Source organism: Streptomyces sp. NPDC102258, assembly GCF_055584685.1.
In genome coordinates this window covers 65,163-86,221 of record NZ_JBVJLO010000020.1, presented here as the reverse complement: position 1 = coordinate 86,221, position 21,059 = coordinate 65,163, and the positions used below count along the sequence as shown (strand labels likewise).

General features: G+C 70.8%; 21 protein-coding genes. 11 read left to right on the top strand and 10 right to left on the bottom strand.

Annotated elements, in window-relative coordinates:
• Positions 1 to 110 precede the first annotated feature (110 nt).
• Both ACZ6ZT_RS28115 and ACZ6ZT_RS28110 read left to right on the top strand, forming a co-directional pair.
• Positions 111 to 1,055: a polysaccharide deacetylase family protein gene (locus ACZ6ZT_RS28115; protein WP_469722827.1), complete on the top strand. Its 945-nt coding sequence runs from the start codon at positions 111 to 113 to the stop codon at positions 1,053 to 1,055.
• A complete protein-coding gene (locus ACZ6ZT_RS28110; protein WP_469722825.1) occupies positions 1,052 to 1,945 on the top strand; it encodes a polysaccharide deacetylase family protein in 894 nt (297 codons plus the stop codon). The genes ACZ6ZT_RS28115 and ACZ6ZT_RS28110 overlap by 4 nt, the downstream gene beginning before the upstream one ends.
• A 20-nt stretch (positions 1,946 to 1,965) precedes the next feature.
• Here ACZ6ZT_RS28110 and ACZ6ZT_RS28105 read toward each other — a convergent pair whose 3' ends face one another.
• On the bottom strand, positions 1,966 to 2,223 hold the full coding sequence (locus ACZ6ZT_RS28105) for a hypothetical protein (RefSeq protein WP_469722824.1): 258 nt from the start codon (positions 2,221 to 2,223) through the stop codon (positions 1,966 to 1,968).
• A 202-nt stretch (positions 2,224 to 2,425) separates the two neighbouring features.
• Between ACZ6ZT_RS28105 and ACZ6ZT_RS28100 the strand changes: the two genes are divergently transcribed.
• Both ACZ6ZT_RS28100 and ACZ6ZT_RS28095 read left to right on the top strand, forming a co-directional pair.
• Entirely contained in the window at positions 2,426 to 3,517 is a 1,092-nt protein-coding gene (locus ACZ6ZT_RS28100; protein ID WP_469722823.1) for a helix-turn-helix domain-containing protein, read from the top strand.
• A gap of 15 nt (positions 3,518 to 3,532) precedes the next feature.
• Entirely contained in the window at positions 3,533 to 4,201 is a 669-nt protein-coding gene (locus tag ACZ6ZT_RS28095) for a YdcF family protein (protein WP_469722822.1), read from the top strand.
• Between the two features lie 331 nt (positions 4,202 to 4,532).
• Here the strand turns inward: ACZ6ZT_RS28095 and ACZ6ZT_RS28090 are convergent, their stop codons facing one another.
• The 5 genes from ACZ6ZT_RS28090 to ACZ6ZT_RS28070 all read right to left on the bottom strand — a co-directional run bounded on the left by ACZ6ZT_RS28090 (position 4,533) and on the right by ACZ6ZT_RS28070 (position 9,818).
• Positions 4,533 to 5,930: an FtsW/RodA/SpoVE family cell cycle protein gene (locus ACZ6ZT_RS28090; protein ID WP_469722821.1), complete on the bottom strand. Its 1,398-nt coding sequence runs from the start codon at positions 5,928 to 5,930 to the stop codon at positions 4,533 to 4,535.
• Positions 5,918 to 7,126, bottom strand: coding sequence for an LCP family protein (locus tag ACZ6ZT_RS28085; RefSeq protein ID WP_469722819.1), 1,209 nt, complete (start codon positions 7,124 to 7,126; stop codon positions 5,918 to 5,920). The genes ACZ6ZT_RS28090 and ACZ6ZT_RS28085 overlap by 13 nt, the downstream gene beginning before the upstream one ends.
• Before the next feature lie 87 nt (positions 7,127 to 7,213).
• The gene (locus ACZ6ZT_RS28080; protein WP_469722818.1) at positions 7,214 to 8,575 is read right to left on the bottom strand and encodes a sensor histidine kinase; all 1,362 of its coding nucleotides are present in this window, start codon (positions 8,573 to 8,575) and stop codon (positions 7,214 to 7,216) included.
• Positions 8,565 to 9,248 carry a response regulator transcription factor gene (locus tag ACZ6ZT_RS28075; protein WP_469722816.1) on the bottom strand — a complete coding sequence of 228 codons (684 nt, stop codon included), beginning with the start codon at positions 9,246 to 9,248 and terminating at the stop codon, positions 8,565 to 8,567. The genes ACZ6ZT_RS28080 and ACZ6ZT_RS28075 overlap by 11 nt, the downstream gene beginning before the upstream one ends.
• A gap of 78 nt (positions 9,249 to 9,326) precedes the next feature.
• The gene (locus tag ACZ6ZT_RS28070; RefSeq protein WP_469722815.1) at positions 9,327 to 9,818 is read right to left on the bottom strand and encodes a DUF6234 family protein; all 492 of its coding nucleotides are present in this window, start codon (positions 9,816 to 9,818) and stop codon (positions 9,327 to 9,329) included.
• A gap of 276 nt (positions 9,819 to 10,094) precedes the next feature.
• On the opposite strand from ACZ6ZT_RS28070, the gene groES reads away from it, so the two are divergent.
• Together groES and groL are read left to right on the top strand one after the other, a co-directional pair.
• Positions 10,095 to 10,403: a co-chaperone GroES gene (gene groES / locus ACZ6ZT_RS28065; RefSeq protein ID WP_030230757.1), complete on the top strand. Its 309-nt coding sequence runs from the start codon at positions 10,095 to 10,097 to the stop codon at positions 10,401 to 10,403.
• 132 nt (positions 10,404 to 10,535) lie between these two features.
• Positions 10,536 to 12,164 carry a chaperonin GroEL gene (gene groL, locus ACZ6ZT_RS28060; RefSeq protein ID WP_469722813.1) on the top strand — a complete coding sequence of 543 codons (1,629 nt, stop codon included), beginning with the start codon at positions 10,536 to 10,538 and terminating at the stop codon, positions 12,162 to 12,164.
• 143 nt (positions 12,165 to 12,307) lie between these two features.
• Here the strand turns inward: groL and ACZ6ZT_RS28055 are convergent, their stop codons facing one another.
• Both ACZ6ZT_RS28055 and ACZ6ZT_RS28050 read right to left on the bottom strand, forming a co-directional pair.
• Complete coding sequence (locus tag ACZ6ZT_RS28055) at positions 12,308 to 13,009, bottom strand: ester cyclase (protein WP_469722811.1); 702 nt, start codon at positions 13,007 to 13,009, stop codon at positions 12,308 to 12,310.
• A gap of 65 nt (positions 13,010 to 13,074) precedes the next feature.
• Positions 13,075 to 13,848, bottom strand: coding sequence for an SDR family NAD(P)-dependent oxidoreductase (locus tag ACZ6ZT_RS28050; protein WP_469722810.1), 774 nt, complete (start codon positions 13,846 to 13,848; stop codon positions 13,075 to 13,077).
• Positions 13,849 to 13,988: 140 nt separating this feature from the next.
• Here ACZ6ZT_RS28050 and ACZ6ZT_RS28045 point away from each other — a divergent pair, with 140 nt between their 5' ends.
• Positions 13,989 to 14,888 (top strand): LysR family transcriptional regulator, encoded by a 900-nt coding sequence (locus ACZ6ZT_RS28045; protein ID WP_469722808.1) that lies wholly within the window; start codon positions 13,989 to 13,991, stop codon positions 14,886 to 14,888.
• 179 nt (positions 14,889 to 15,067) lie between these two features.
• Here ACZ6ZT_RS28045 and ACZ6ZT_RS28040 read toward each other — a convergent pair whose 3' ends face one another.
• Positions 15,068 to 15,394 (bottom strand): WhiB family transcriptional regulator, encoded by a 327-nt coding sequence (locus ACZ6ZT_RS28040; RefSeq protein WP_469722806.1) that lies wholly within the window; start codon positions 15,392 to 15,394, stop codon positions 15,068 to 15,070.
• A gap of 380 nt (positions 15,395 to 15,774) precedes the next feature.
• Between ACZ6ZT_RS28040 and ACZ6ZT_RS28035 the strand changes: the two genes are divergently transcribed.
• The 4 genes from ACZ6ZT_RS28035 (at position 15,775) to ACZ6ZT_RS28020 (ending at position 20,386) form a co-directional block, all read left to right on the top strand.
• Entirely contained in the window at positions 15,775 to 16,386 is a 612-nt protein-coding gene (locus ACZ6ZT_RS28035) for a response regulator transcription factor (protein WP_003948568.1), read from the top strand.
• 412 nt (positions 16,387 to 16,798) lie between these two features.
• Positions 16,799 to 17,428 carry a sigma-70 family RNA polymerase sigma factor gene (locus ACZ6ZT_RS28030; protein WP_469722805.1) on the top strand — a complete coding sequence of 210 codons (630 nt, stop codon included), beginning with the start codon at positions 16,799 to 16,801 and terminating at the stop codon, positions 17,426 to 17,428.
• A gap of 156 nt (positions 17,429 to 17,584) precedes the next feature.
• The gene (guaB, locus tag ACZ6ZT_RS28025) at positions 17,585 to 19,084 is read left to right on the top strand and encodes an IMP dehydrogenase (RefSeq protein ID WP_469722803.1); all 1,500 of its coding nucleotides are present in this window, start codon (positions 17,585 to 17,587) and stop codon (positions 19,082 to 19,084) included.
• Positions 19,085 to 19,261: 177 nt separating this feature from the next.
• Entirely contained in the window at positions 19,262 to 20,386 is a 1,125-nt protein-coding gene (locus ACZ6ZT_RS28020) for a GuaB3 family IMP dehydrogenase-related protein (RefSeq protein WP_469722801.1), read from the top strand.
• Between the two features lie 148 nt (positions 20,387 to 20,534).
• Here ACZ6ZT_RS28020 and ACZ6ZT_RS28015 read toward each other — a convergent pair whose 3' ends face one another.
• Positions 20,535 to 20,888, bottom strand: a complete 354-nt coding sequence (locus ACZ6ZT_RS28015; protein ID WP_469722800.1) for a hypothetical protein — start codon at positions 20,886 to 20,888, stop codon at positions 20,535 to 20,537.
• Positions 20,889 to 21,059: the final 171 nt, after the last annotated feature.

Here is a 21,059-nt window from a genome sequence, read left to right as displayed (position 1 = left end):
GTTCCATTGTCGGCTGCGCGCCGTCGGCTGTCGGCCAGTCGGTGGAAGGGCGGGCTCCGGTCGTGGTGTCGTCCGCGCCGGGGCGCTGCGCGGTGTAAGGATCCGCTGCTATGCAGCTAGTACGACAAAAGGGAAATACTGCGCAGTATGGTCACCGGCTCGCGGCGCGCCCGCGCGGCCGGTACGCGGTGGCACTGGCCGCACTGCTGGTCGCCGCCCTGGGCACGGGGTGCGGGGCCGGGAACCAGGCGTCGCCGGCCAAGACGAAGGCGGCCGGCGAAGCGGGCCCGGGAGCGGCCGGCGCCGTCGCCAACGCCGCCGAACGGGCCAAGGCCGCCCAGCAGGCCCGGATCGCCGCCGCGAAGAAGTGGGGTCTGCTCAAGACGCCGCTCCTGGCCCCGGCCGCCCCCAAGGCGAAGCCGGAGATCACCACCCGCGAGGGCTTCGAGGTCGAGGGCCAGGACGAACTGCCCCCGGTCTTCACCACCGTCCCGACGGAGGACAAGGTCGTCTTCCTGACCATCGACGACGGCGCGGAGAAGGACCCCGAGCTCATCAAGATGATGCAGGAGCTGAAGATCCCGTACACGGCGTTCCTCAGCGACTACCTCATCCGCGACAACTACCCGTACTTCAAGCGGATGCAGGACGCCGGCGTCACCCTGAACAACCACACGCTGAACCACCGCTACATGCCCGGGCTCTCGTACGAGCAGCAGCGCGAGGAGATCTGCGGCCAGCAGGACACCCTCCAGAAGCAGTTCGGCAAGCGGCCCACGCTCTTCCGGCCGCCGTACGGCAACTACAACCAGGACACGCTGCGCGCGGCGAAGTCCTGCGGCATCAAGGCCGTACCGCTGTGGAACGCGGAGGCGTTCGTGAACCGGATGGACTACCGCGAGTGGGACCGCGACCTCCACCCCGGCGACATCATCCTGACGCATTTCCGCGGCCGGGAGGACTGGAAGGGCACGATGCCTGACATGATCCGTCATGTCATGAAGACCATCACGGACAAGGGATACGCCGTGGCCCGCCTGGAGGACTACTTGTGAGGTACGCGCGCCGGCTGGTGGCCGGGACGCTGACGGCCGGCGCGCTCGCGCTGTCCCTGACGGGGTGCGGGAACAGCGTGGATCCCATCGAAAGGCTCGGCCGCAAGACCGCGCAGGAGACGGGGACGGCGTCCGCCTCCCCGTCCGCGCGGGCCTCGGCCTCGGCGTCGGCGTCCGCGCCGGCGGGGACGCCGGGGGACGAGGCGTACCGCAAATGGGGCCTGACCGCCCCCCTCCAGTACGCCCCCAAGCCGGCGCAGAAGCCTGCCCTGCCCAAGGCGGCCCCGGGCAAGCCGGCCGTGGTGGACCGAATACCCGTGCCGGCCACCGAGAAGGTCGTCTTCCTGACCTTCGACGACGGCGCGGAGAAGGACCCCGAGTTCCTGAAGATGGCGGCCGATCTGAAGCTGCCGATCAGCATGTTCCTGACCGACAACATCGCGTCGGCGGACTACTCGCACTTCGAGAAGCTCCGCGACAACGGCTCGGGCAGCACGATAAACAACCACACGCTGACCCACCCGAACCTGCGCACGCTGTCCTTCGCGGCGCAGAAGAAGGAGATATGCGGCCAGCAGGAACGCCTGGAGAAGCGCTTCGGCAAGCGCCCCACGCTGTTCCGCCCGCCGTACGGCAACTACAACGACGACACCCTGAAGGCCGCCTCCGAGTGCGGGATCTCCTCGGTCGTCCTGTGGCGCGCGTCGATGCAGATCAACAACTTCCAGTACGCCGAGGGCTCCGCCCTCAAACCGGGCGACATCATCCTGGCCCACTTCCGCGGCCCCTCGGAACTCAAGGGCGCGACGGAAATCCAGATGACGACCCGCATGCTCCAGCACATCCAGGAACAGGGCTACCGCATAGGCCGCCTGGAGGACTACGTATAACCGCCATCCGGACGGGCGAGTCAACGCGGTGGCCACCGCTGGTCGAAGCAGCTCTCCAGATCGTCGACGTAATCGGCGGGAACGATGTTGCCGACCGCGGTGGTGAATTCGAGGCCGGTCGCGTCACGGATGTAGGCGAGCCGCACCCATCGCTCGGCCCCGCTGTCCGAGACGTTCTCGTTGACCACGGCCATCAGCTCGCCCTCCGTCCCGGACGCGATGTCCCGCACGCGGCGGCCCAGCAGACGGTGCCGCACGTACGCGTACTGCTCAGCCATGGAACGGCTCCTCGAAAGAAGAAGACATCGTCGGACTCCTCATCGACAGGTGGTCGGGGCCGCCGGTGGCGGATGACCTCACCGCCACTCACTCTGCCCCTGTCTGAAGAGTCGCGAAATGACCGCCTGTTGTACTTCCGTTGCACTTGTGTCCCCTGTCCGCGCACACCGTGCTTCGATGGCGGCAGGAAGGGGGCGAGGCGTGGCGACCGTGCACCACTGGACCGGTCTGGAGGCCAGAGCGCTGCGTTTTGCGCTGCGGCTGAGCGTCCGTTCGTTCGCCGGGCACCTTGGTGTCGCGATGCGGACGGTCTCCAAGTGGGAAAAACTCCTTACGGCGACTGAGCCGCGTCAGGACACCCAGGCCATCTTGGACACGGCGTTGGCGCGCGCGGATGCGGCTGCCCACCTTCGCTTCGAGACGTTCCTGTCCGAACGGTCCGACCCTCCCGCCGGCAGGCACAGGGTGATGTCCAGCGGTCCGCCGGCCTGGGAATACGAATCGTGGACCGACGACCTTGACCGTACGGCCGTGGCCCTGTCCCGACAGGACTTCGTATTCGCCGGCAGCCTGATCCGGCGCTGGCTCGGGCGGTTCAAGCCGAACGGACTCGATGACAAGGGTTTGTACCTCTTGGCCCGTTCGACCACGCTTCTCGGAGACCTCCAGCGAGACCAGGGCGCTGTCGTTGGTCCGCTGTCGGCCTGCCGTTCCTATGCCGTGGCGAAATCCTTGTTCGGCCAGCTCGGCATTCCCCGCCGAGTCGCTCAGCTCGACCTCTCCCTCGCCGTCGTCGCGGAAATGTCAGGGAGTCTGGAGATAGCTGCCCGGCAGTACGAATCCCTGACGGTTGACGACCGCCTGTCCCGTCGTGACCGTGCCAGGGCCAGACTGTGGGTGGGAACGGCTCTGAGCAAGGACGGCAACCACGGGTATGCCTCCCGCGTCATGCTTGCCGCCACCAGGGAATTCGAGGACCTCGCGGAGCCAGAGGACTGGTCGGTGGCTCACCAGAAACTCGCCCTGGCACACCGCGGCGCAGGCGACCTGGACTCGGCGCTGCACCTCATTTCCATCGCCCGCAAGACTGCCGGCACCGACGGCCCGATGCAACGGGTCCGCCTGGAGACCGCCCACGGCCACATCCTGCTCTCCGACCCCGCCACCCGGGATGATGGGCTGAACGTGCTCGATGAGGCGGCCAAGACAGCCGGGAAGTTCGGCCTCAGCCATCAACTGGCCAGCATCGAAGGCATCAAGGCCATGAGCGACGCCGGCCGCCGGCGGCGGTGACGAGGGAGAGATCGCATGAGGGACATGCAGCAGACGATCACCGAAGAGCAGTGGCGCCAGGCCAAGCTGATCTGGGACCACCATCAGATGGGCCACGCACTCGGACCCGCCGATGTCGCGATCGGCCTGGGCAGTCACGACCTCGGAGTGGCCACGGCGGCGGCAGACCTGTACCGGGCCGGCCTGTTCCCGACGCTCGTGTTCACCGGTGGCAACAGCCCCACCACCCGGGCCCGCTTCCCACGCGGAGAGGCCGTCCACTTCCGCGAGCACGCCCTTGAGCTGGGGGTCCCGGACCGTGCGATCCTCGTCGAGCCCAGTGCCGCCAATACCGGCCAGAACATCACGCTCACCCGCGCACTCCTGGCGTCCGAAGGCATCACGCCCCAAACGGTGCTGCTGGTCTCGAAGCCCTACATGGAGCGGCGCTCCTTCGCCACCGCTCGCAAACTGTGGCCCGAGGTCGAGGTGCGGTGCGCGTCGGAGCCGCTGGAGCTCGACGACTACCTCAAGAGCATCGGAGACGAGAAGCTCGTCGTAGACATGCTCGTGGGCGACCTTCAGCGGGTGATCGAGTACCCGAGGCTCGGCTTCGCCATCGAGCAGGACGTGCCGGAGGACGTATACGTGGCGTACGAATCCCTCATCCGTGACGGCTTCACCAGCCGACTCATCGTCCCGTGACCCGAAGCTCGCGGCGACCTGGGCTCTGCCCGGCACGTGGTGATGGGCCGGTGCCCGGTGAGCCCGGGCGGAGAGCGCTCGCGCGGCACTGAGATACCCGCTCCTCCCGTCTCTGCCCGGTCACCGTTCTTTTGGGGGTTTCCCGGGAGTCTTCGGCTTTTCGTGGCGGGGCGGTCGGTCAAGGGTGGCCGAAGGCCATCGCGAAGCGACGCGACCGAAGGGAGCGCCCTTGAGGGACCGGCCCGCCACGGAAGGACGATGAGACGGACGGGAAACCCCCAAACCGTCTCTGACGCGGGTCGGCTGGACGCTGCCGACCCGGAGCCACCCCTCAGCTCGCCGTTGCCAAGGGGGTGATCGTGGTTTCCGCTGGGCCTCTGGTGTCGGCTTCGCGTTGGCGTTCGGCGCTGTCGCTGATGCGGAGGAGGAGGGCGATCATGATCCAGTTGGCCAGGAGGGAAGAGCCGCCCTTCGCCAGGAAGGGGAGCGCCTTGCCGGTCAGGGGGATCAGGCCCGTCACGCCGCCCGCCACCACGAAGACCTGGAGCGCCAGCGCGGAGGCCAGGCCGACCGCCAGCAGCTTGCCGAAGGGGTCGCGCGCGGCCAGCGCCATCCGCAGGCCCCGCTGCACGAGGAGGGCGTAGAGGAGCAGGACGGCCATGACGCCGGCCAGGCCCAGTTCCTCGCCGACCGTCGTGAGGATGAAGTCGCTGCGGCCCGCGAACTTGATCAGTTCCGGGTGGCCCATGCCCAGCCCGGTGCCCGAGACGCCGCCGGTGCCGAAGCTGAACAGGGCCTGCGCCGACTGGTCGGAGGTGACCCCCGGCGGACGGTTCTCCCAGTAGTACGAGAGCGGCTCCAGCCAGGCCGCCACGCGGGCCTTCACGTGCGGTTCGGTCGACCCGACGGCGAAGGCGCCCACCGCCGCCATGAGCAGCCCGCACACGATCCAGCTGGTGCGCTCGGTGGCCACGTACAGCATCACCACGAAGACGCCGAAGAAGATCAGCGACGTACCCAGGTCGCGCTCGAAGACCAGCACCAGCATGGACACGATCCACACCGTGACGATCGGCCCGAGCTGCCGCATCGGCGGCAGCCGCATGCCCAGGAACTTCCGGCCGGTCAGGGCCAGGGAATCGCGGTGGACGACCAGGTAGCCCGCGAAGAAGATCGCGATCATGATCTTCACGAACTCGCCGGGCTGGACCGAGAAGCCGAACAGGATGATCCAGCGCTTCGCCCCGTACGTGTCCGCGCCGAAGAACGCCGGCGCGATCAGCAGCACCAGCGCGACGGCCATGGTGATGTAGATGAACCGCTGGAGCAGCCGGTGGTCGCGCAGCAGCGCCACCACCAGGATGCAGGCGGCGACCCCGACCACCGTCCACATCAGCTGGCCGGGCGCGTTCGCGTCGGATCCGAACCGCTCGATGTACCCCTGGTCGAGGCGGTGGATCAGCACCAGGCCGAGCCCGGTCAGCAGCATGGCCAACGGGAAGATCAGCGGGTCCGCGTACGGGGCGAACCGGCGGATGCCCAGATGCCCCACCAGCGACAGCAGCGTCATGCTGATGACGAAGCTGGTGAGGTGCTGCGGCAGCTCCCCGTTCATCGCCAGCCCGGCGCTCACATGGCCGAAAACCGCTATGCCGACGACGAAGAGGAGCAGCAGGGCTTCGGTGCGGCGGCGGGCGCCCGACACCGTCAGGGGCCTCAGTCCACGCACGGGATGCCGCCGCCGTCGATGCTGCCGGGCCGTGGTTCCCCGGGTGAGGGCGGTGACGCCGCAGGTGAAGCAGGTGAAGCAGGTGAAGCAGGTGAGGGAGACGAGGCGCCCGGTGCACTGGGGGTGGCAGCGGTCTGGGGCCCGATCTGCTCTGCAATGAGGCGCTTTATCTTCATATCATCTACGACGTTGATGTCCTCCCCATGGTTCCTTCCGAACCCCTCCACGGGAAGTGTCGTGAACCGCACTTTCCCGCCGGACAGGTTCTTCGCCTGCTTCACGAACCCCAGCAGGTCCCAGCCCGCGTCCGTCACGACGTCCTGTTTCGCGGTGTCGATCAGCTTCAGCAGCTTCACCGGATCCGTGAAGGTCCCGGCCGAATTCAGCTTCTGCGTCGCGCCCGCCAGGAAGGCCTGCTGCCGCTTCGTCCGGTCGAGGTCGCCCCCGTCCAGGCCGTGCCGCTGCCGTACGAAGGCCAGGGACTCCCTGCCGTTCAGCTCCTGCCGGCCCGCCGGGAAGTCGGCGCCCGAGTACTTGTCCTTCACGGGGTGCTTCAGACACACCGGTACGCCGCCCAGCGCATCGGCGAGGTGATAGAAACCGGCCAGGTTCAGCTCGGCGAAGTGGTCGACCGGGACGCCGAGGAAACTCCGTACGGTGTCGATCTGCGCCTTCCGGCCCGCCTCGCGCCCCTCCCGCTCCAGCTGCCGGTGGTCCGTCACGCCCCGCACCGACAGCCGGTCCTCCGTCGCCGCCTTCGCCAGCCCGTACGCCTTCTTGATCTTGTCCTTGCCGTGGCCGGGTATGTCCACGAAGTCGTCGCGCGGGATCGAGAAGGCCTTGGCCTGGCCGCCGTCACCCGGTACGTGGAGCAGGATCATGGTGTTCGCGTTGTAACCGCCGATGTCGGAACTGCCCGCGTGCAGCTGGTCGAGGACCTCCTTCGGCAGCGGGTCGCCGTTCTGGTCGCGGCGGCTGTCCAGGCCGATGAGCAGGATGTTCACGTCCCCGTGCGCCGACTTCTCGGCGCCGTCCAGGGCCCGGGAGCTGCCGATGCTCGACGCCAGGTCCCGGTAGAGGTACCAGGCGCCACCGCCCGCCATCACCGTCAGGGCGCAGCCCGTGATCAGCAGCGTCCGGCCGGTCCGCCGCGGCGAGGGCCTGCGGCGGCTGGTCTTCCTGCGATGCGCGCTCATGCCAGTCGATGCTGGCGCAACCCCCCTGAAGGAATCCTGAGCACGGCGGCACCCCGGCACCCCGCCACCCCGGCCCCCGCCGTCCCCTCACCCCGGGATCCGCAGCCGCACCCGCGCGCCCCCCTCCCCGTCCGCCGCCAGGGCGCGTACGTCGCCCCCGTGGGCCCGCGCGATCTCCCGGGTGATGGCCAGGCCCAGCCCGGTGCCGCCGCCGGCGCGGCCCCGGTCGGCGTCGAGGCGTACGAACCGCTCGAAGACCCGGTCCCGGTCCGCCTCCGGGATGCCCGGTCCGTCGTCGGTCACCTCCAGCACCGCCCAGCCGTCCTCGGCGGCGGCCCGGACCACGACCCCGGTACGGGCGTGCCGCAGGGCGTTGTCGACCAGGTTGGCCAGGGCCCGCTCCAGCCGCGCCGGATCCCCGTGCGCCGGTACCGGAACCCGCGCGTCCACCCGTAGCGGCACCCGGGGCGCGGGCCGCCGGGCCGCGTCCTCCGCCGCGAGCAGCGCCAGGTCGACGGGTTCGGCGGGGCGCGGCGCGGGTCCCCCGTCGAGCCGGGCCAGCAGCAGCAGGTCGGCGGCGATCCGCTGGAGCCGCTCGGTGTCGGTCAGCGCGGCGGCCACCGACTCCCGGTCGGGGCGCTCCCGGGCGAGGGCGACTTCCAGCCGGGCGCGGACGGCGGCCAGGGGGTTGCGCAGTTCGTGCGAGGCGTCGGCGGTGAACTGGCGCTGCCGGGCGTCGGAGCGCTCCAGCCGGTCGAGGGTGTCGTTGACGGTCCGGGCCAGCCGGGCGATCTCGTCGGCGCCGCCCGGGTCGGGGACGCGCCGGTCCAGTTCGCTCGCGGTGACGGCGGCCAGCTCGGTGCGGATCGCGGTGACCGGGCGCAGCGCGTGCCCGGTCACCCACCAGGCCAGGGCCGCCGAGAAGGCGATCAGCGGGGGCGCGCCGCCGAGGAGCCCGAGGGCGGTGGCGCGGGTGGCGTCGTCGACGTCGCCGAGCACGGTCATCGCGTACACGGCGTAGGGGGCGCGCGGGTCGTGCGCGCCGGGCGGACCCGGGGTGGTGACCACCACGGCCGCGCGCCGTTCCGCGCCGGGGCGCGCGGGCGGCAGCACGGTCGTGCGGGAGTCCTGGCCGGGCGCGGGGAGCAGCGTGGTGAGGCCGGGGACGTCCTGCGGGCCGCCGCTGGTGGCCACCGTCCGCCCGGCCGCGTCCCGTACGAGGACCAGGTCGACCCCGCTCTCGGGCGCGGGCAGTCGGCCGCCGGGCGGGAGGGTCCGGGTGTCGATCTGGGCGGCCGCCTTCCGGGCGGCCAGCTCGGTGCGGCCGGTGGTGTTGTCGAGGAGGTTGGAGCGCATGAGGGTGAACAGCCAGAGCCCGCCGGTGGCCAGGACGGCGCCCATCGCGAGCGCGGCGGCCAGGGCGGCCCGGGCGCGGACGCTACCGACCACCGTCGGGTGCCATCCGGTAGCCGGTGCCGTGCACGGTGAGGATGGAACGGCGGCCGAAGGGGACGTCGATCTTCTTGCGCAGGGAGGAGACGTAGACCTCGACGATGTTGGGGTCGATGCCGTGGGGCGCCTCCCAGACCTCGTCGAGGATGTCCTGTTTGGCGACCGCCCGGCCGGGGCGCTCCATCAGGCAGGCGAGTACGCCGAGCTCGCGCGCGGTGAGCTCGATGTCCTGGTCGCCGCGCCGGCAGCGGCGGTCCTGCGGGTCGAGGACCAGGTCGCCGGCGCGCAGCACGGTGGGTTCGGGGGCGGCGGCGCGGCGGGCGAGGGCGCGCAGGCGGGCGCCGAGCACGACGAAGGAGAACGGTTTGGTGAGGTAGTCGTCGGCGCCCGCGTCCAGGCCCTCGGCCTCGTCGTACTCGCCGTCCTTGGCGGTCAGGATCAGGACGGGGGTGGGGTCGCCGTGGGCCCGCATCCGGGCGCAGATCTCGGCGCCGCCGAGGCCGGGGAGCATCAGGTCCAGGAGCACCGCGTCGTACGGGCCGCCGGTGAGGGCCAGTTCCAGGCCGCGGTGGCCGTCGTGGGCGACCTCGACGCGGTGGCCGTCGGCGGACAGGCCCTGGCGGAGGGACTCGGCCAGGTTCTCTTCGTCTTCGACCACGAGGATGCGCACGGCTCAACTGTCACATACCGCCCAACGATCACATCCGGCCGAACTGCCCGCCGGGCGGTAGGCCGGTCGCCCGCCGGATCACCCGCCCCGGCATTCGTGGGTGTCCCCGCCGCTGAAGCACTGCCCGTACGTCCCCCGGTACGTCGACGTCGGCGCGGGTTCCGGCCGCGGCTGGTCGCGGGACTGGACGGCGATGGCCGCGGTGCCCGCCAGGATCGCCGCGCACACCAGGGCCTGCACGCATCCGGTGACGGGCGCGCGGCGGCGGAAGGCGCGGCCGGAGAGGACGGCGGCGATCAGGGCCGCCAGTACGAGCCCGCCCAGGACCCAGAGCACGGCTCCGCGCCCGCTGCCGGGCCCGTCGCCGGAGGCGTCCCAGGCGGCGAAGACCGCGTAGAAGAGGCCGAGGGCGAGGGCGCCCGCCTCCAGCAGTGTCAGCAGCAGGGCGCCGGCGATGTCCGCGGCCCAGTCGCTCCCGCCGCGCCCGCCGGGTGTCCGGCCGGGTGTCTCGCCGGGCGTCCCCCCGGGCGGCTCGCCCGAGGTCCCCCCGGATGTCCCCGTCGTCGTCATGCCCGCAGTGTCGTCCCGGTGCGCCCGCCACCGCCTGAGTACGGGTACTCACACCGGCCCCGCACCCTCGCCGCGCGGCTGGAACGCGACGCCGCGCCGAGCTGAATTGGCACTCCGCTTGACCGAGTGCTAATCACCGGAATAGTGTCGCACCTGGCACTCGCCACTGGTGAGTGCCAACGCAGCGACAGGTAGGTTCGGCACCCGCGACGACGGATCGACCTGGTCGCCACCCCAGACAGTTAACCCCGGATCTCCGAAGGGGGAGGTCGGATCGTGACGACCGCCAGCTCCAAGGTTGCCATCAAGCCGCTTGAGGACCGCATCGTGGTCCAGCCGCTCGACGCCGAGCAGACCACGGCCTCCGGCCTGGTCATCCCGGACACCGCGAAGGAGAAGCCCCAGGAGGGCGTCGTCCTCGCGGTCGGTCCGGGTCGCTTCGAGGACGGCCAGCGTCTCCCGCTGGACGTCAGCGTCGGCGACATCGTGCTGTACAGCAAGTACGGCGGCACCGAAGTGAAGTACAGCGGCGAGGAATACCTCGTCCTCTCGGCCCGCGACGTGCTCGCGATCGTCGAGAAGTAAGACACTTCTTCAGTTTTGTTTGAGCTACGCCCCTGGTCACCCCTGCTGATGCCGGGCGGCGAGGGGCGTAGTTCGTTCCAGGCGGTCGCGGTGAGCGGCCGGGGATCGCAACGAGAGGGCTGAACCGCTCCCATGCCGAAGATTCTCAAGTTCGACGAGGACGCCCGTCGCGCCCTCGAGCGCGGCGTCAACAAGCTTGCCGACACGGTCAAGGTGACGATCGGCCCCAAGGGCCGCAACGTCGTCATCGACAAGAAGTTCGGCGCTCCCACCATCACCAACGACGGTGTCACCATCGCCCGCGAGGTCGAGCTGGACGACCCGTACGAGAACCTGGGCGCCCAGCTGGTGAAGGAGGTGGCGACCAAGACCAACGACATCGCGGGTGACGGCACCACCACCGCCACCGTGCTGGCCCAGGCGCTGGTCCGCGAGGGTCTGCGCAACGTCGCCGCGGGTGCCTCCCCGGCCGCCCTGAAGAAGGGCATCGACGCCGCGGTCAAGGCCGTGTCCGAGGAGCTCCTCGCGACCGCCCGCCCGATCGAGGACAAGTCCGACATCGCCGCCGTTGCCGCGCTCTCCGCGCAGGACTCGCAGGTCGGCGAGCTCATCGCCGAGGCGATGGACAAGGTCGGCAAGGACGGTGTCATCACCGTCGAGGAGTCCAACGCCTTCGGCCTGGAGCTGGAGTTCACCGAGGGCATGGCCTTCGACAAGGGCTACCTCTCCCCGTACATGGTCACCGACCAGGAGCGTATGGAGGCCGTCCTCGACGACCCGTACATCCTGATCAACCAGGGCAAGATCTCCTCGATCCAGGACCTGCTGCCCCTGCTGGAGAAGGTCATCCAGGCCGGCGGCTCCCGCCCGCTGCTGATCATCGCCGAGGACGTCGAGGGCGAGGCGCTCTCCACCCTCGTCGTCAACAAGATCCGCGGCACCTTCAACGCGGTCGCCGTCAAGGCCCCCGGCTTCGGCGACCGTCGCAAGGCGATGCTCCAGGACATGGCCACCCTCACGGGTGCCACCGTCATCGCCGAGGAGGTCGGCCTCAAGCTCGACCAGGCCGGTCTGGACGTCCTCGGTTCAGCGCGCCGCGTGACCATCTCCAAGGACGACACGACCATCGTCGACGGCGGCGGCAACAGCGCTGACGTCGCGGGCCGCGTCAACCAGATCAAGGCCGAGATCGAGTCCACGGACTCCGACTGGGACCGCGAGAAGCTGCAGGAGCGCCTGGCGAAGCTCGCCGGCGGCGTCTGCGTCATCAAGGTCGGCGCCGCCACCGAGGTGGAGCTCAAGGAGAAGAAGCACCGCCTTGAGGACGCCATCTCGGCGACCCGCGCCGCGGTCGAGGAGGGCATCGTCTCCGGCGGTGGCTCCGCGCTCGTCCACGCCGTCAAGGTCCTGGAGGGCAACCTCGGCCTGGCCGGCGACGAGGGCACCGGCGTCTCCGTCGTCCGCCGCGCCGCCGTCGAGCCGCTGCGCTGGATCGCCGAGAACGCCGGCCTGGAGGGTTACGTCATCACCTCCAAGGTCGCCGAGCTCGACAAGGGCCAGGGCTTCAACGCCGCCACCGGCGAGTACGGCGACCTGGTCAAGGCCGGCGTCATCGACCCGGTCAAGGTCACCCGCTCCGCGCTGGAGAACGCCGCGTCCATCGCCTCCCTGCTGCTCACGACCGAGACCCTGGTCGTCGAGAAGCCGGCCGAGGACGAGGCCGACGCCGGTCACGGCCACGGTCACGGCCACAGCCACTGAGGCTGACGCCGTCCGACCTGTCTGACCCGTCCGACCCGTCTGACCCGTCCGACGACGTCTGACGTGTGAGAAGGCCCTGGTCACCGCTGCCGAGCGGTGGTGACCAGGGCCTCTCGCGTATCCGGCGCGACCGTATCCCGGGGTCAGCCGGGGGTGGTCGTGCCCAGCTGCCGCATCAGCCCGGGGGCGTCGTAGTACCACCAGTCCTCCGCGATCTGGCCGTTCTCGATCCGGCAGGTCGTGGAGCCCGACATGGTGACCTCCCGGCCGGTCGGCGCCAGGCCCATGAACTCGCCCCGGTGGGTGCCGCGGAAGTCCCACAGCGTGGTGACGCAGTCCCCTTCGGCGAGCTGGAGGGTCGTGGAGAAGGTGAAGTCGAACGCGTCGCGCCACATCGAGATGGTCCGCCGCAGCCCGTCCCGGCCGTTGCCGCGGCCCTCCGTGTCCATCATGTCGTGGCTGACGTAGCCGGACGCGACGCACTCCTCGATGACGTCGAAGTCGCCCTTGACCGCGATGTCCTCGAAGAAACGGTTCGCGACCAGCTTGTTGAGGTACTCGTCCCGGACCACGTCCAGGTTCATGAAGGTGGGCATCCCCTCGCAGAGGGCGACCATCTCCTGGGACATCCGGTCCGTCTCCGGCAGCTGAGAGTTCCTCATGGCCTCCTCGTAGGAGGGGAATTCGACGAGGTCGAGGAAGTGCGTGCGCGCGTCCCGGTCCCGGCCGATCATGGTGTGCGTGACGGTGCGCCGGCCGCTGGTCTGTTCCGCGTACCGGTCGATGAGCGCGTTCATCTCCTCGAACCGCGTCGTCTCGTAATCGATCACCTGTACGAATGTCATCGCGTCGCCTCCCGCGGGTGGATGGGACGCATCCAGTTTAGGGAGGTTTCACCCGATCGGCGGGGTTACTGGGGCCCGTACTTGCGGCCCGTACGGGAGGACACGCCGCCGAGCAGCGCACGCGGCGTCAGTTTCACCACGCTCATCAGCGCCTTGTACCGCGGGTCCGGGATCGACACCGTCTTGCCGCGCGCCAGGTCGGCCAGGGCCGCGGCCACCAGCTTGTCGGCGTCCAGCCACATCCAGCCGGGGATGTTGTCGGTCCCCATGCCCGCCCGCTCGTGGAACTCGGTCCGCACGAAGCCCGGGCACAGCGCCATCAGCCGCACGCCCGAACCCGCGAGGTCCTTCGCGGCGCCCTGGGTGAACTGCACCACCCAGGCCTTGCTCGCGCCGTAGGTGCCGCGCGGGACGAAGGCGGCCACCGAGGCCACGTTGACGACGCCGCCGCGCCCGCGCGAGCGCATCGACGCGGTCGCGGCCGAGGTCAGCCGCAGCACCGCCTCGATGTGCACCTTGATCATGGTCAGCTCGTCGGCCATGGACACTTCGAGGTAGCGGCCCTTGTTGCCGAAGCCCGCGTTGTTGACCAGCAGGTCGACCGGGTGCGTACGGTCGCCGAGGCGGCTCTCGACCGCCGTGATGCCCTGCTCCGTGGAGAGGTCCGCGGCCAGCACCTCCGCCTCGATGCCGTGCCGGTCGTGCAGTTCGGTGGCCTGCTCGGCCAGCCGCTTGGTGTCGCGGGCCACCAGCACGAGGTTGTGTCCCTGGGCGGCCAGCCGCCGGGCGAAGGCGGCGCCGATGCCCGCCGTGGATCCCGTAATCAACGCAGTCGTCATGTGCGCAACCTAGCCGCCGCCACGGCGGCCGTATGTAGCTGCCGGGTACACGGGTATGGCCCGGGCGGGCCTGACTGGCGCTGCTCAAAGGGGCGGCCGGAGATGGGCGCCGCGCTCAAAGCCTGGCTTATGCTCGAAGGGTGATCGAAGCACGCCATCTCCGGGTCCTGCGCGCCGTCGCCGGGACCGGGTCCTTCTCCGCCGCCGCCCGCGAGCTCGGCTGCACCCAGCCCGCCGTCTCCCAGCAGATGAAGGCGCTCGAACAGTCGGCCGGCACCCCGCTGCTGATCCGCACCGGCCGCGAGATGCGGCTCACCCAGGCCGGCGAGGCGCTGGTGCGGCACGCCGCCGGGATCCTGGCCGGGCTGACCGCCGCCGAGGAGGAGGTCGCGGCCATCGCCGGGCTGCGCGCCGGGCGGGTGCGCCTCGTCTCCTTCCCGAGCGGCAGCTCGACCCTGGTGCCCACCGCCCTCGCCGCCATGCGGGCCGCGCACCCCGGCACCCGGATCTCCCTGGTCGAGGCGGAGCCGCCGCGGTCGGTGGAGATGCTGCGCGAGGGCGACTGCGACGTGGCGCTGGCCTTCCGCTACGGGGGCGCGGCCGGGGCCGCCGCGGAATGGGAGGACCTGGTGGTCACCCCGCTGCTCACCGACCGGCTCGTCGGGCTGGTCCCCGAGGGGCACCGGCTGGCCGGGGCCGGGCGGGTCGGCATGGCGGAGCTGGCCCGGGAGCCGTGGATCGCGGGCTGTCCGCGCTGCCGCCGCCATCTGGTGGAGGTGTGCGAGGACGCGGGCTTCACCCCGCGCATCGACTTCGCCACCGACGACTATCCCGCCGTGGTCGGCCTGGTCGGGGCCGGGCTCGGGGTCGCGGTGCTGCCGGAGCTGGCGGTGGAGTCCGTCCGGGCCAAGGGCGTGAGCACGCTCGCCGTGGAGCCCGCCGTGGAGCGGGAGGTCGTGGCGCTGACGCTGCCCGACCTGGCCCGCGTACCGGCGGTGGCGGCGACCCTGGGCGAGCTGGCGCGGGCCGCCACGCGCTGACCCGGTCCCCCCCCGGCGGAGTCCGGGTGGAATCCGGGGGAGGCGGTGCGGCCGAACGGGGGGGCGGCCCGGCCTGCGGGCCCGGCGGGTGCGCTGCGCCCGGCCCGCGTACCGAGGGGTCGCGGCGGGGCGTACCGGAGTTGAGGAAACGTTCCTTCGGGTGGTTGCGGCGGGGCCGCTCAGTGCGGGGCGATGGGTCCGCTCGTGGTGGAGGCGGGGATCAGGCGGTGTCGCGCGCGGCCCATCAGCTCCTCGCGTTCGTCTTCGGTCAGGCCGCCCCACACCCCGTAGGGCTCGCGGACGGCGAGTGCGTGCGCGGCGCATTCCGAGCGCACCGGGCATCTCATGCAGACCTCTTTAGCCGAGGCCTCGCGCGCACTCCTGGCCGCGCCCCGCTCGCCTTCCGGGTGGAAGAAGAGGGAGCTGTCGACTCCGCGGCAGGCAGCCAGCAGCTGCCAGTCCCAGAGGTCGGCGTTCGGTCCGGGGAGGCGGGAGAAATCTGCCATGGGTAGTCCCTCTTGGTGCCGGTACTGAGGCGGATACGGTCCATGTCTCCACACCTACTGTCTGAGTAGATGTAAATATGACTCATTGGGAATCTAGCCTCAGACACATGGCAAACGGAAGAAAAGCCGCCAAATAGGGCATAGCTCCAGATGGAGGACGGATGGCCTGCGCCTCCCGAGCCGTGATCGCGTCCTCACGTAGAGTGCCGAAGGTGTCCGTCCGACCCGTAACTCTTTCGAGTGACCGTCGTTGAGAGAGCGAGTGCGGTTGAACCGAGAAGTTCCCGGACAGGTGTCCGAGGGCATCGATCGCACAGGTGACGATACGTACCAGCCTGGAGGCTCAAGGTGACGCGCATCAGCAGCTGCGGAGGGCGGTCATGACATCCGTCCTCGTCTGCGACGACTCCCCGCTTGCCCGAGAGGCGCTCCGTCGCGCGGTTGCCACCGTGCCCGGCGTCGAGCGTGTGACGACGGCTGCCAACGGCGAGGAAGTCCTCCGCCGCTGGGGTGCCGACCGCTCCGACCTGATTCTGATGGATGTACGGATGCCGGGGCTGGGCGGTGTCGAGACGGTCCGCCGGCTCCTGTCCGCCGACCCGGGCGCCCGCATCATCATGCTGACGGTCGCCGAGGACCTGGACGGGGTGGCCCTCGCGGTCGCCGCCGGCGCCCGCGGCTACCTGCACAAGGACGCCTCGCGCGCCGAACTGCGGGCCACGGTCACCCAGGCGCTCGCCGACCCCACCTGGCGACTGGCCCCGCGCCGGCTCCGCTCGGCCGAGATGGGCGCCGCGCCCACCCTCACCGCGCGCGAGATCCAGGTGCTGGAGGGCATGAGCCACGGCCGGTCCAACGCGGAGATCGGGCGCGAGCTCTTCCTCTCCGAGGACACGGTCAAGACCCACGCCCGCAGGCTCTTCAAGAAGCTCGGCGCCTCGGACCGGGCGCACGCCGTGGCGCTCGGCTTCCGCTGGGGCCTCGTCCGCTGATCCGCGGCAGCCGTCGGACGGCCGTCCGGAGCGCTCCCGTCCGCCGTCGGCGGGCGGGGCGGTACTTCCTCCGGCCGCCGTCGTACGGCCCGTACCGCCCGCCGTACGCCTCGTACGGCCTGTCGTACGGCCTGTCGTGCGCCTCGTCGAACGTCCTGTCGTACCCGGTGACCCGCCGGGGGTTGGCAGGGCACAATCCGGGGGACGTGTCGCTTCGGGCGCGATGCCGCATCCTTGGTGGTGTGCCGCATTCTTGGAGAGGTCGAGTCCCCGGGTCCCCGGGGGCGACGATTCGGGCCGAGCGGAGGGGAGGGTGCACATGATGGGTTCCGGCGCACCCGCTCATAACGCTTCGATGCACAACACGGACCACGGTGCCGCGAATGCTCCGGCGCCAAGGCACCATGGATTGATGCGCGACGACGAGGCCCTGGGCTCACCCGCGGCCACAGGCCCCACCGGCGCCGCCAAAGGCGGGCACGCCGGGGCCGTCAGCGCGCTCGTACGCCGTGCGGTGGACGGCGACGAGCAGGCCACGCACGATCTGCTGGCCTTCGTGCACCCCCTCGCCATCCGCTACTGCCGGACCCGGCTGTCCCGCCTCCCGGGTGACGCTCGTCACTTCGTGGAGGACCTGGCACAGGAGGTCTGCGTCGCCGTCCTGATGGCGCTGCCCCGCTACCGGGACACCGGGCGCCCCTTCGAGGCCTTCGTCTTCGCCATCGCCGCCCACAAGGTCGCCGATCTCCAGCGGGCCGCCATGCGGCATCCGGGGAGCACGGCCGTGCCGTCCGACGAGATGCCGGAGCGGCCGGACGACTCGCTCGGCCCCGAGGAGCGGGCGCTGCTCAGCAGTGACGCCGCCTGGGCCAAGAAACTGCTGGCCAACCTGCCGGAGAACCAGCGCGAGCTGCTCGTCCTGCGGGTGGCCGTCGGGCTGACGGCGGAGGAGACCGGGCAGATGCTCGGCATGTCTCCGGGGGCGGTGCGGGTCGCGCAGCACCGGGCGCTGAGCCGGCTGCGGGCCCTCGCGGAGCAGTAGGACCGCCATGCGGGGAAATGCTCGTCATCCTCGTAATCCCCCTAGTCCTCGTAGGAAATGACGAAACTTCCACGTGACCTTGCTCGTGGAATGAGACGCGTCGGGATCCCGTTAGCATGGACATCCGCGCTGAGCAAGACCATTTGGGAAGGTGTCATGACCACCGACGGAGTGCCCGACAAATTCGCCACGCTCGGACTGACCTATGACGACGTGCTGCTGCTGCCGGGCGCGTCGGACATGTCGCCTGACGCGATCGACACCTCTTCCCTCATCTCGCGCAACGTCCGCGTGAACGTTCCCCTGCTGTCCGCCGCGATGGACAAGGTCACCGAGGCCCGCATGGCCATCGCGATGGCCCGCCAGGGCGGCGTCGGCGTGCTGCACCGCAACCTCTCCATCGCCGACCAGGCCAACCAGGTCGACCTGGTCAAGCGCTCCGAGTCCGGCATGGTCACCGACCCGATCACGGTGCACCCGGACGCGACGCTGCGCGAGGCCGACGAGCTGTGCGCGAAGTTCCGCATCTCCGGCGTCCCGGTGACCGACGCGGCCGGCAAGCTGCTCGGCATCGTCACCAACCGCGACATGGCCTTCGAGTCGGACCGCAGCCGCCAGGTGCGCGAGGTCATGACCCCGATGCCGCTGGTCACGGGCAAGGTCGGGATCTCCGGCGTGGACGCCATGGAGCTGCTGCGCCGCCACAAGATCGAGAAGCTTCCGCTGGTCGACGACGCGGGCCTCCTCAAGGGCCTCATCACGGTCAAGGACTTCGTCAAGGCCGAGAAGTACCCGAACGCCGCCAAGGACAAGGACGGCCGCCTCCTCGTCGGCGCGGCCGTCGGCGTCGCCGGTGACGCGTACGAGCGCGCCCAGGCGCTGATCGAGGCGGGCGCCGACTTCATCGTGGTCGACACCGCCCACGGCCACTCCCGCCTGGTCGGCGACATGGTCGCCAAGATCAAGTCGAACTCCGGCGTGGACGTCATCGGCGGCAACATCGCCACCCGCGACGGCGCCCAGGCCCTGATCGACGCCGGCTGCGACGGCATCAAGGTCGGCGTCGGCCCCGGCTCCATCTGCACCACCCGCGTCGTCGCCGGCATCGGCGTCCCGCAGGTCACCGCGATCTACGAGGCCTCGCTCGCCGCCAAGGCCGCGGGCGTCCCGGTCATCGGCGACGGCGGCCTGCAGTACTCCGGCGACATCGCGAAGGCCCTGGTCGCGGGCGCCGACACGGTGATGCTCGGCTCGCTGCTCGCGGGCTGCGAGGAGTCCCCGGGCGAGCTGCTCTTCATCAACGGCAAGCAGTTCAAGTCGTACCGCGGCATGGGCTCGCTCGGCGCGATGCAGACCCGCGGCGACCGCAAGTCCTTCTCCAAGGACCGCTACTTCCAGGAGGGCGTGGGCGGCGACGACAAGCTCATCCCCGAGGGCATCGAGGGCCAGGTGCCCTACCGCGGCCCGCTCTCCGCGGTGGTGCACCAGCTCGTCGGCGGCCTGCGCCAGTCGATGTTCTACGTCGGCGGCCGTACGGTGCCCGAGCTGCAGGACCGGGGCCGCTTCGTCCGGATCACCTCGGCGGGCCTCAAGGAGAGCCACCCGCACGACATCCAGATGACGGTCGAGGCGCCGAACTACTCCCGCAAGGGCTGAAACGCGTGAGGTGAGGGGCGGACCCGGGGCGCAGGCGCCGGGTCCGCCCCTTCGCCGTGCGGCGGCCGTCCGTGCGACGGCCGCGCGCGGCGGCCGTCCGTACAGCGGTCACCGAAACGCAGTCCTCCGCCCGTCGGGGATACTGGACGGGCAGACCCACAGGAAAGGCCACCACACGTGACTGAGATCGAGATCGGGCGCGGCAAGCGCGGCCGCCGGGCGTACGCCTTCGACGACATCGCCATCGTCCCGAGCCGGCGTACGCGGGACCCGAAGGAGGTCTCGATCGCCTGGCAGATCGACGCGTACCGCTTCGAGCTTCCCTTCCTGGCCGCCCCCATGGACTCGGTGGTCTCCCCGCAGACCGCGATCCGCATCGGCGAGCTCGGCGGCCTCGGCGTGCTGAACCTCGAAGGCCTGTGGACCCGCTACGAGGACCCGCAGCCGCTGCTCGACGAGATCGCGGAGCTGGACGAGGCGTCCGCGACCCGCCGCCTCCAGGAGATCTACGCCGCGCCGATCCAGGCGGACCTGATCCGTCAGCGGATCAAGGAGGTGCGCGACTCGGGCGTCGTGACCGCCGCCGCGCTCTCCCCGCAGCGCACGGCCGAGTTCTCCAAGGCCGTCGTCGAGGCGGGCGTGGACATCTTCGTGATCCGCGGCACCACCGTGTCGGCGGAGCACGTCTCCGGCGCCGCCGAGCCGCTGAACCTCAAGCAGTTCATCTACGAGCTCGACGTCCCGGTCATCGTCGGCGGCTGCGCCACCTACACCGCGGCCCTGCACCTGATGCGCACCGGCGCCGCGGGCGTGCTGGTGGGCTTCGGCGGCGGCGCCGCGCACACCACGCGCAACGTGCTCGGCATCCAGGTCCCGATGGCCACCGCCGTCGCGGACGTGGCCGCGGCCCGCCGCGACTACATGGACGAGTCCGGCGGCCGTTACGTGCACGTCATCGCCGACGGCGGCGTGGGCTGGTCCGGCGACATCCCGAAGGCCGTGGCCTGCGGTGCCGACGCCGTGATGATGGGCTCCCCGCTGGCCCGCGCCACCGACGCGCCCGGCAAGGGCAACCACTGGGGCATGGAGGCCGTCCACGAGGACGTGCCGCGCGGCAAGAAGGTCGACCTCGGCACGGTCGGCACCACCGAGGAGATCCTCACCGGCCCGTCGCACAGCCCCGACGGCTCGATGAACATCTTCGGCGCGCTGCGCCGCTCGATGGCGACCACCGGCTACAGCGAGCTCAAGGAGTTCCAGCGGGTCGAGGTCACCGTCGCGGACTCGCAGCACAGCCGCTGACCGGCCGCGTACGTACGCCGGAGGGCCGGCACCCCGAGCGGGGTGCCGGCCCTCCGGCGTGCAGCGGCCCGGGCGGCGGCGGTCTGGCCGTGGCCACCCGTCCGGCGCAGTGCGCGTCGGATTCCTCGCGGGCGGGCCCGTTCGGTTCCTAGTGGGCGGTCTTGCGGGAGATCTGGAACGCCGAGAAGCCGCCGTCGAGGATGTCGAAGGCGCTGACCTGGAGCTCGTCGGCGGCGATCAGGACGATGCCGAACATCTGGCCGGCGAAGACGGCGGCCAGCGAGAGCAGCGCGGCGACGGCGGACAGGGCGGGGTTGCGGCCGCCGGTCTTGCCCGCGGCGAAGCCGATCAGGGCGCCGACGCCGACGGCGGCCCAGCCGATCTCGTGCTTCGTGCCGCCGATGATCCCGCCGTAGACGCCCGCGGCGACGACCGCCGCCACGACGGCGGCGAGGATGCCGAGGCCGAGGTGGCCGGACGCGGCGGGAGCCGGCGCGGGCACCTTGGTGTACGACGAGGCGCGGGCGGCTGGAAGTTCTGGCTCATCGGAAATCCCCCCCCAGGGATCAGGACGCACGTCCGCCGGTCGAGCGTAAGCGCGAGATAAGTGACGCCGCAGGCTAGCAGGGGGTTCGGACATCCCAAGGGGGGATTTCGGGCGGATGGGCTCGGG

What these genes read in the sequence shown, in the direction of transcription:
- guaB (WP_469722803.1), top strand. Translation starts at nt 17,585, where the DNA reads ATGACCACCGACGGAGTGCCCGACAAATTCGCCACGCTCGGACTGACC.
- ACZ6ZT_RS28105 (WP_469722824.1), bottom strand. Translation starts at nt 2,223, where the DNA reads ATGGCTGAGCAGTACGCGTACGTGCGGCACCGTCTGCTGGGCCGCCGC.
- groL (WP_469722813.1), top strand. Translation starts at nt 10,536, where the DNA reads ATGCCGAAGATTCTCAAGTTCGACGAGGACGCCCGTCGCGCCCTCGAG.
- ACZ6ZT_RS28050 (WP_469722810.1), bottom strand. Translation starts at nt 13,848, where the DNA reads ATGACGACTGCGTTGATTACGGGATCCACGGCGGGCATCGGCGCCGCC.
- ACZ6ZT_RS28095 (WP_469722822.1), top strand. Translation starts at nt 3,533, where the DNA reads ATGAGGGACATGCAGCAGACGATCACCGAAGAGCAGTGGCGCCAGGCC.
- ACZ6ZT_RS28085 (WP_469722819.1), bottom strand. Translation starts at nt 7,126, where the DNA reads ATGAGCGCGCATCGCAGGAAGACCAGCCGCCGCAGGCCCTCGCCGCGG.
- ACZ6ZT_RS28055 (WP_469722811.1), bottom strand. Translation starts at nt 13,009, where the DNA reads ATGACATTCGTACAGGTGATCGATTACGAGACGACGCGGTTCGAGGAG.
- ACZ6ZT_RS28070 (WP_469722815.1), bottom strand. Translation starts at nt 9,818, where the DNA reads ATGACGACGACGGGGACATCCGGGGGGACCTCGGGCGAGCCGCCCGGG.
- ACZ6ZT_RS28035 (WP_003948568.1), top strand. Translation starts at nt 15,775, where the DNA reads ATGACATCCGTCCTCGTCTGCGACGACTCCCCGCTTGCCCGAGAGGCG.
- ACZ6ZT_RS28115 (WP_469722827.1), top strand. Translation starts at nt 111, where the DNA reads ATGCAGCTAGTACGACAAAAGGGAAATACTGCGCAGTATGGTCACCGG.
- ACZ6ZT_RS28040 (WP_469722806.1), bottom strand. Translation starts at nt 15,394, where the DNA reads ATGGCAGATTTCTCCCGCCTCCCCGGACCGAACGCCGACCTCTGGGAC.
- ACZ6ZT_RS28030 (WP_469722805.1), top strand. Translation starts at nt 16,799, where the DNA reads ATGCGCGACGACGAGGCCCTGGGCTCACCCGCGGCCACAGGCCCCACC.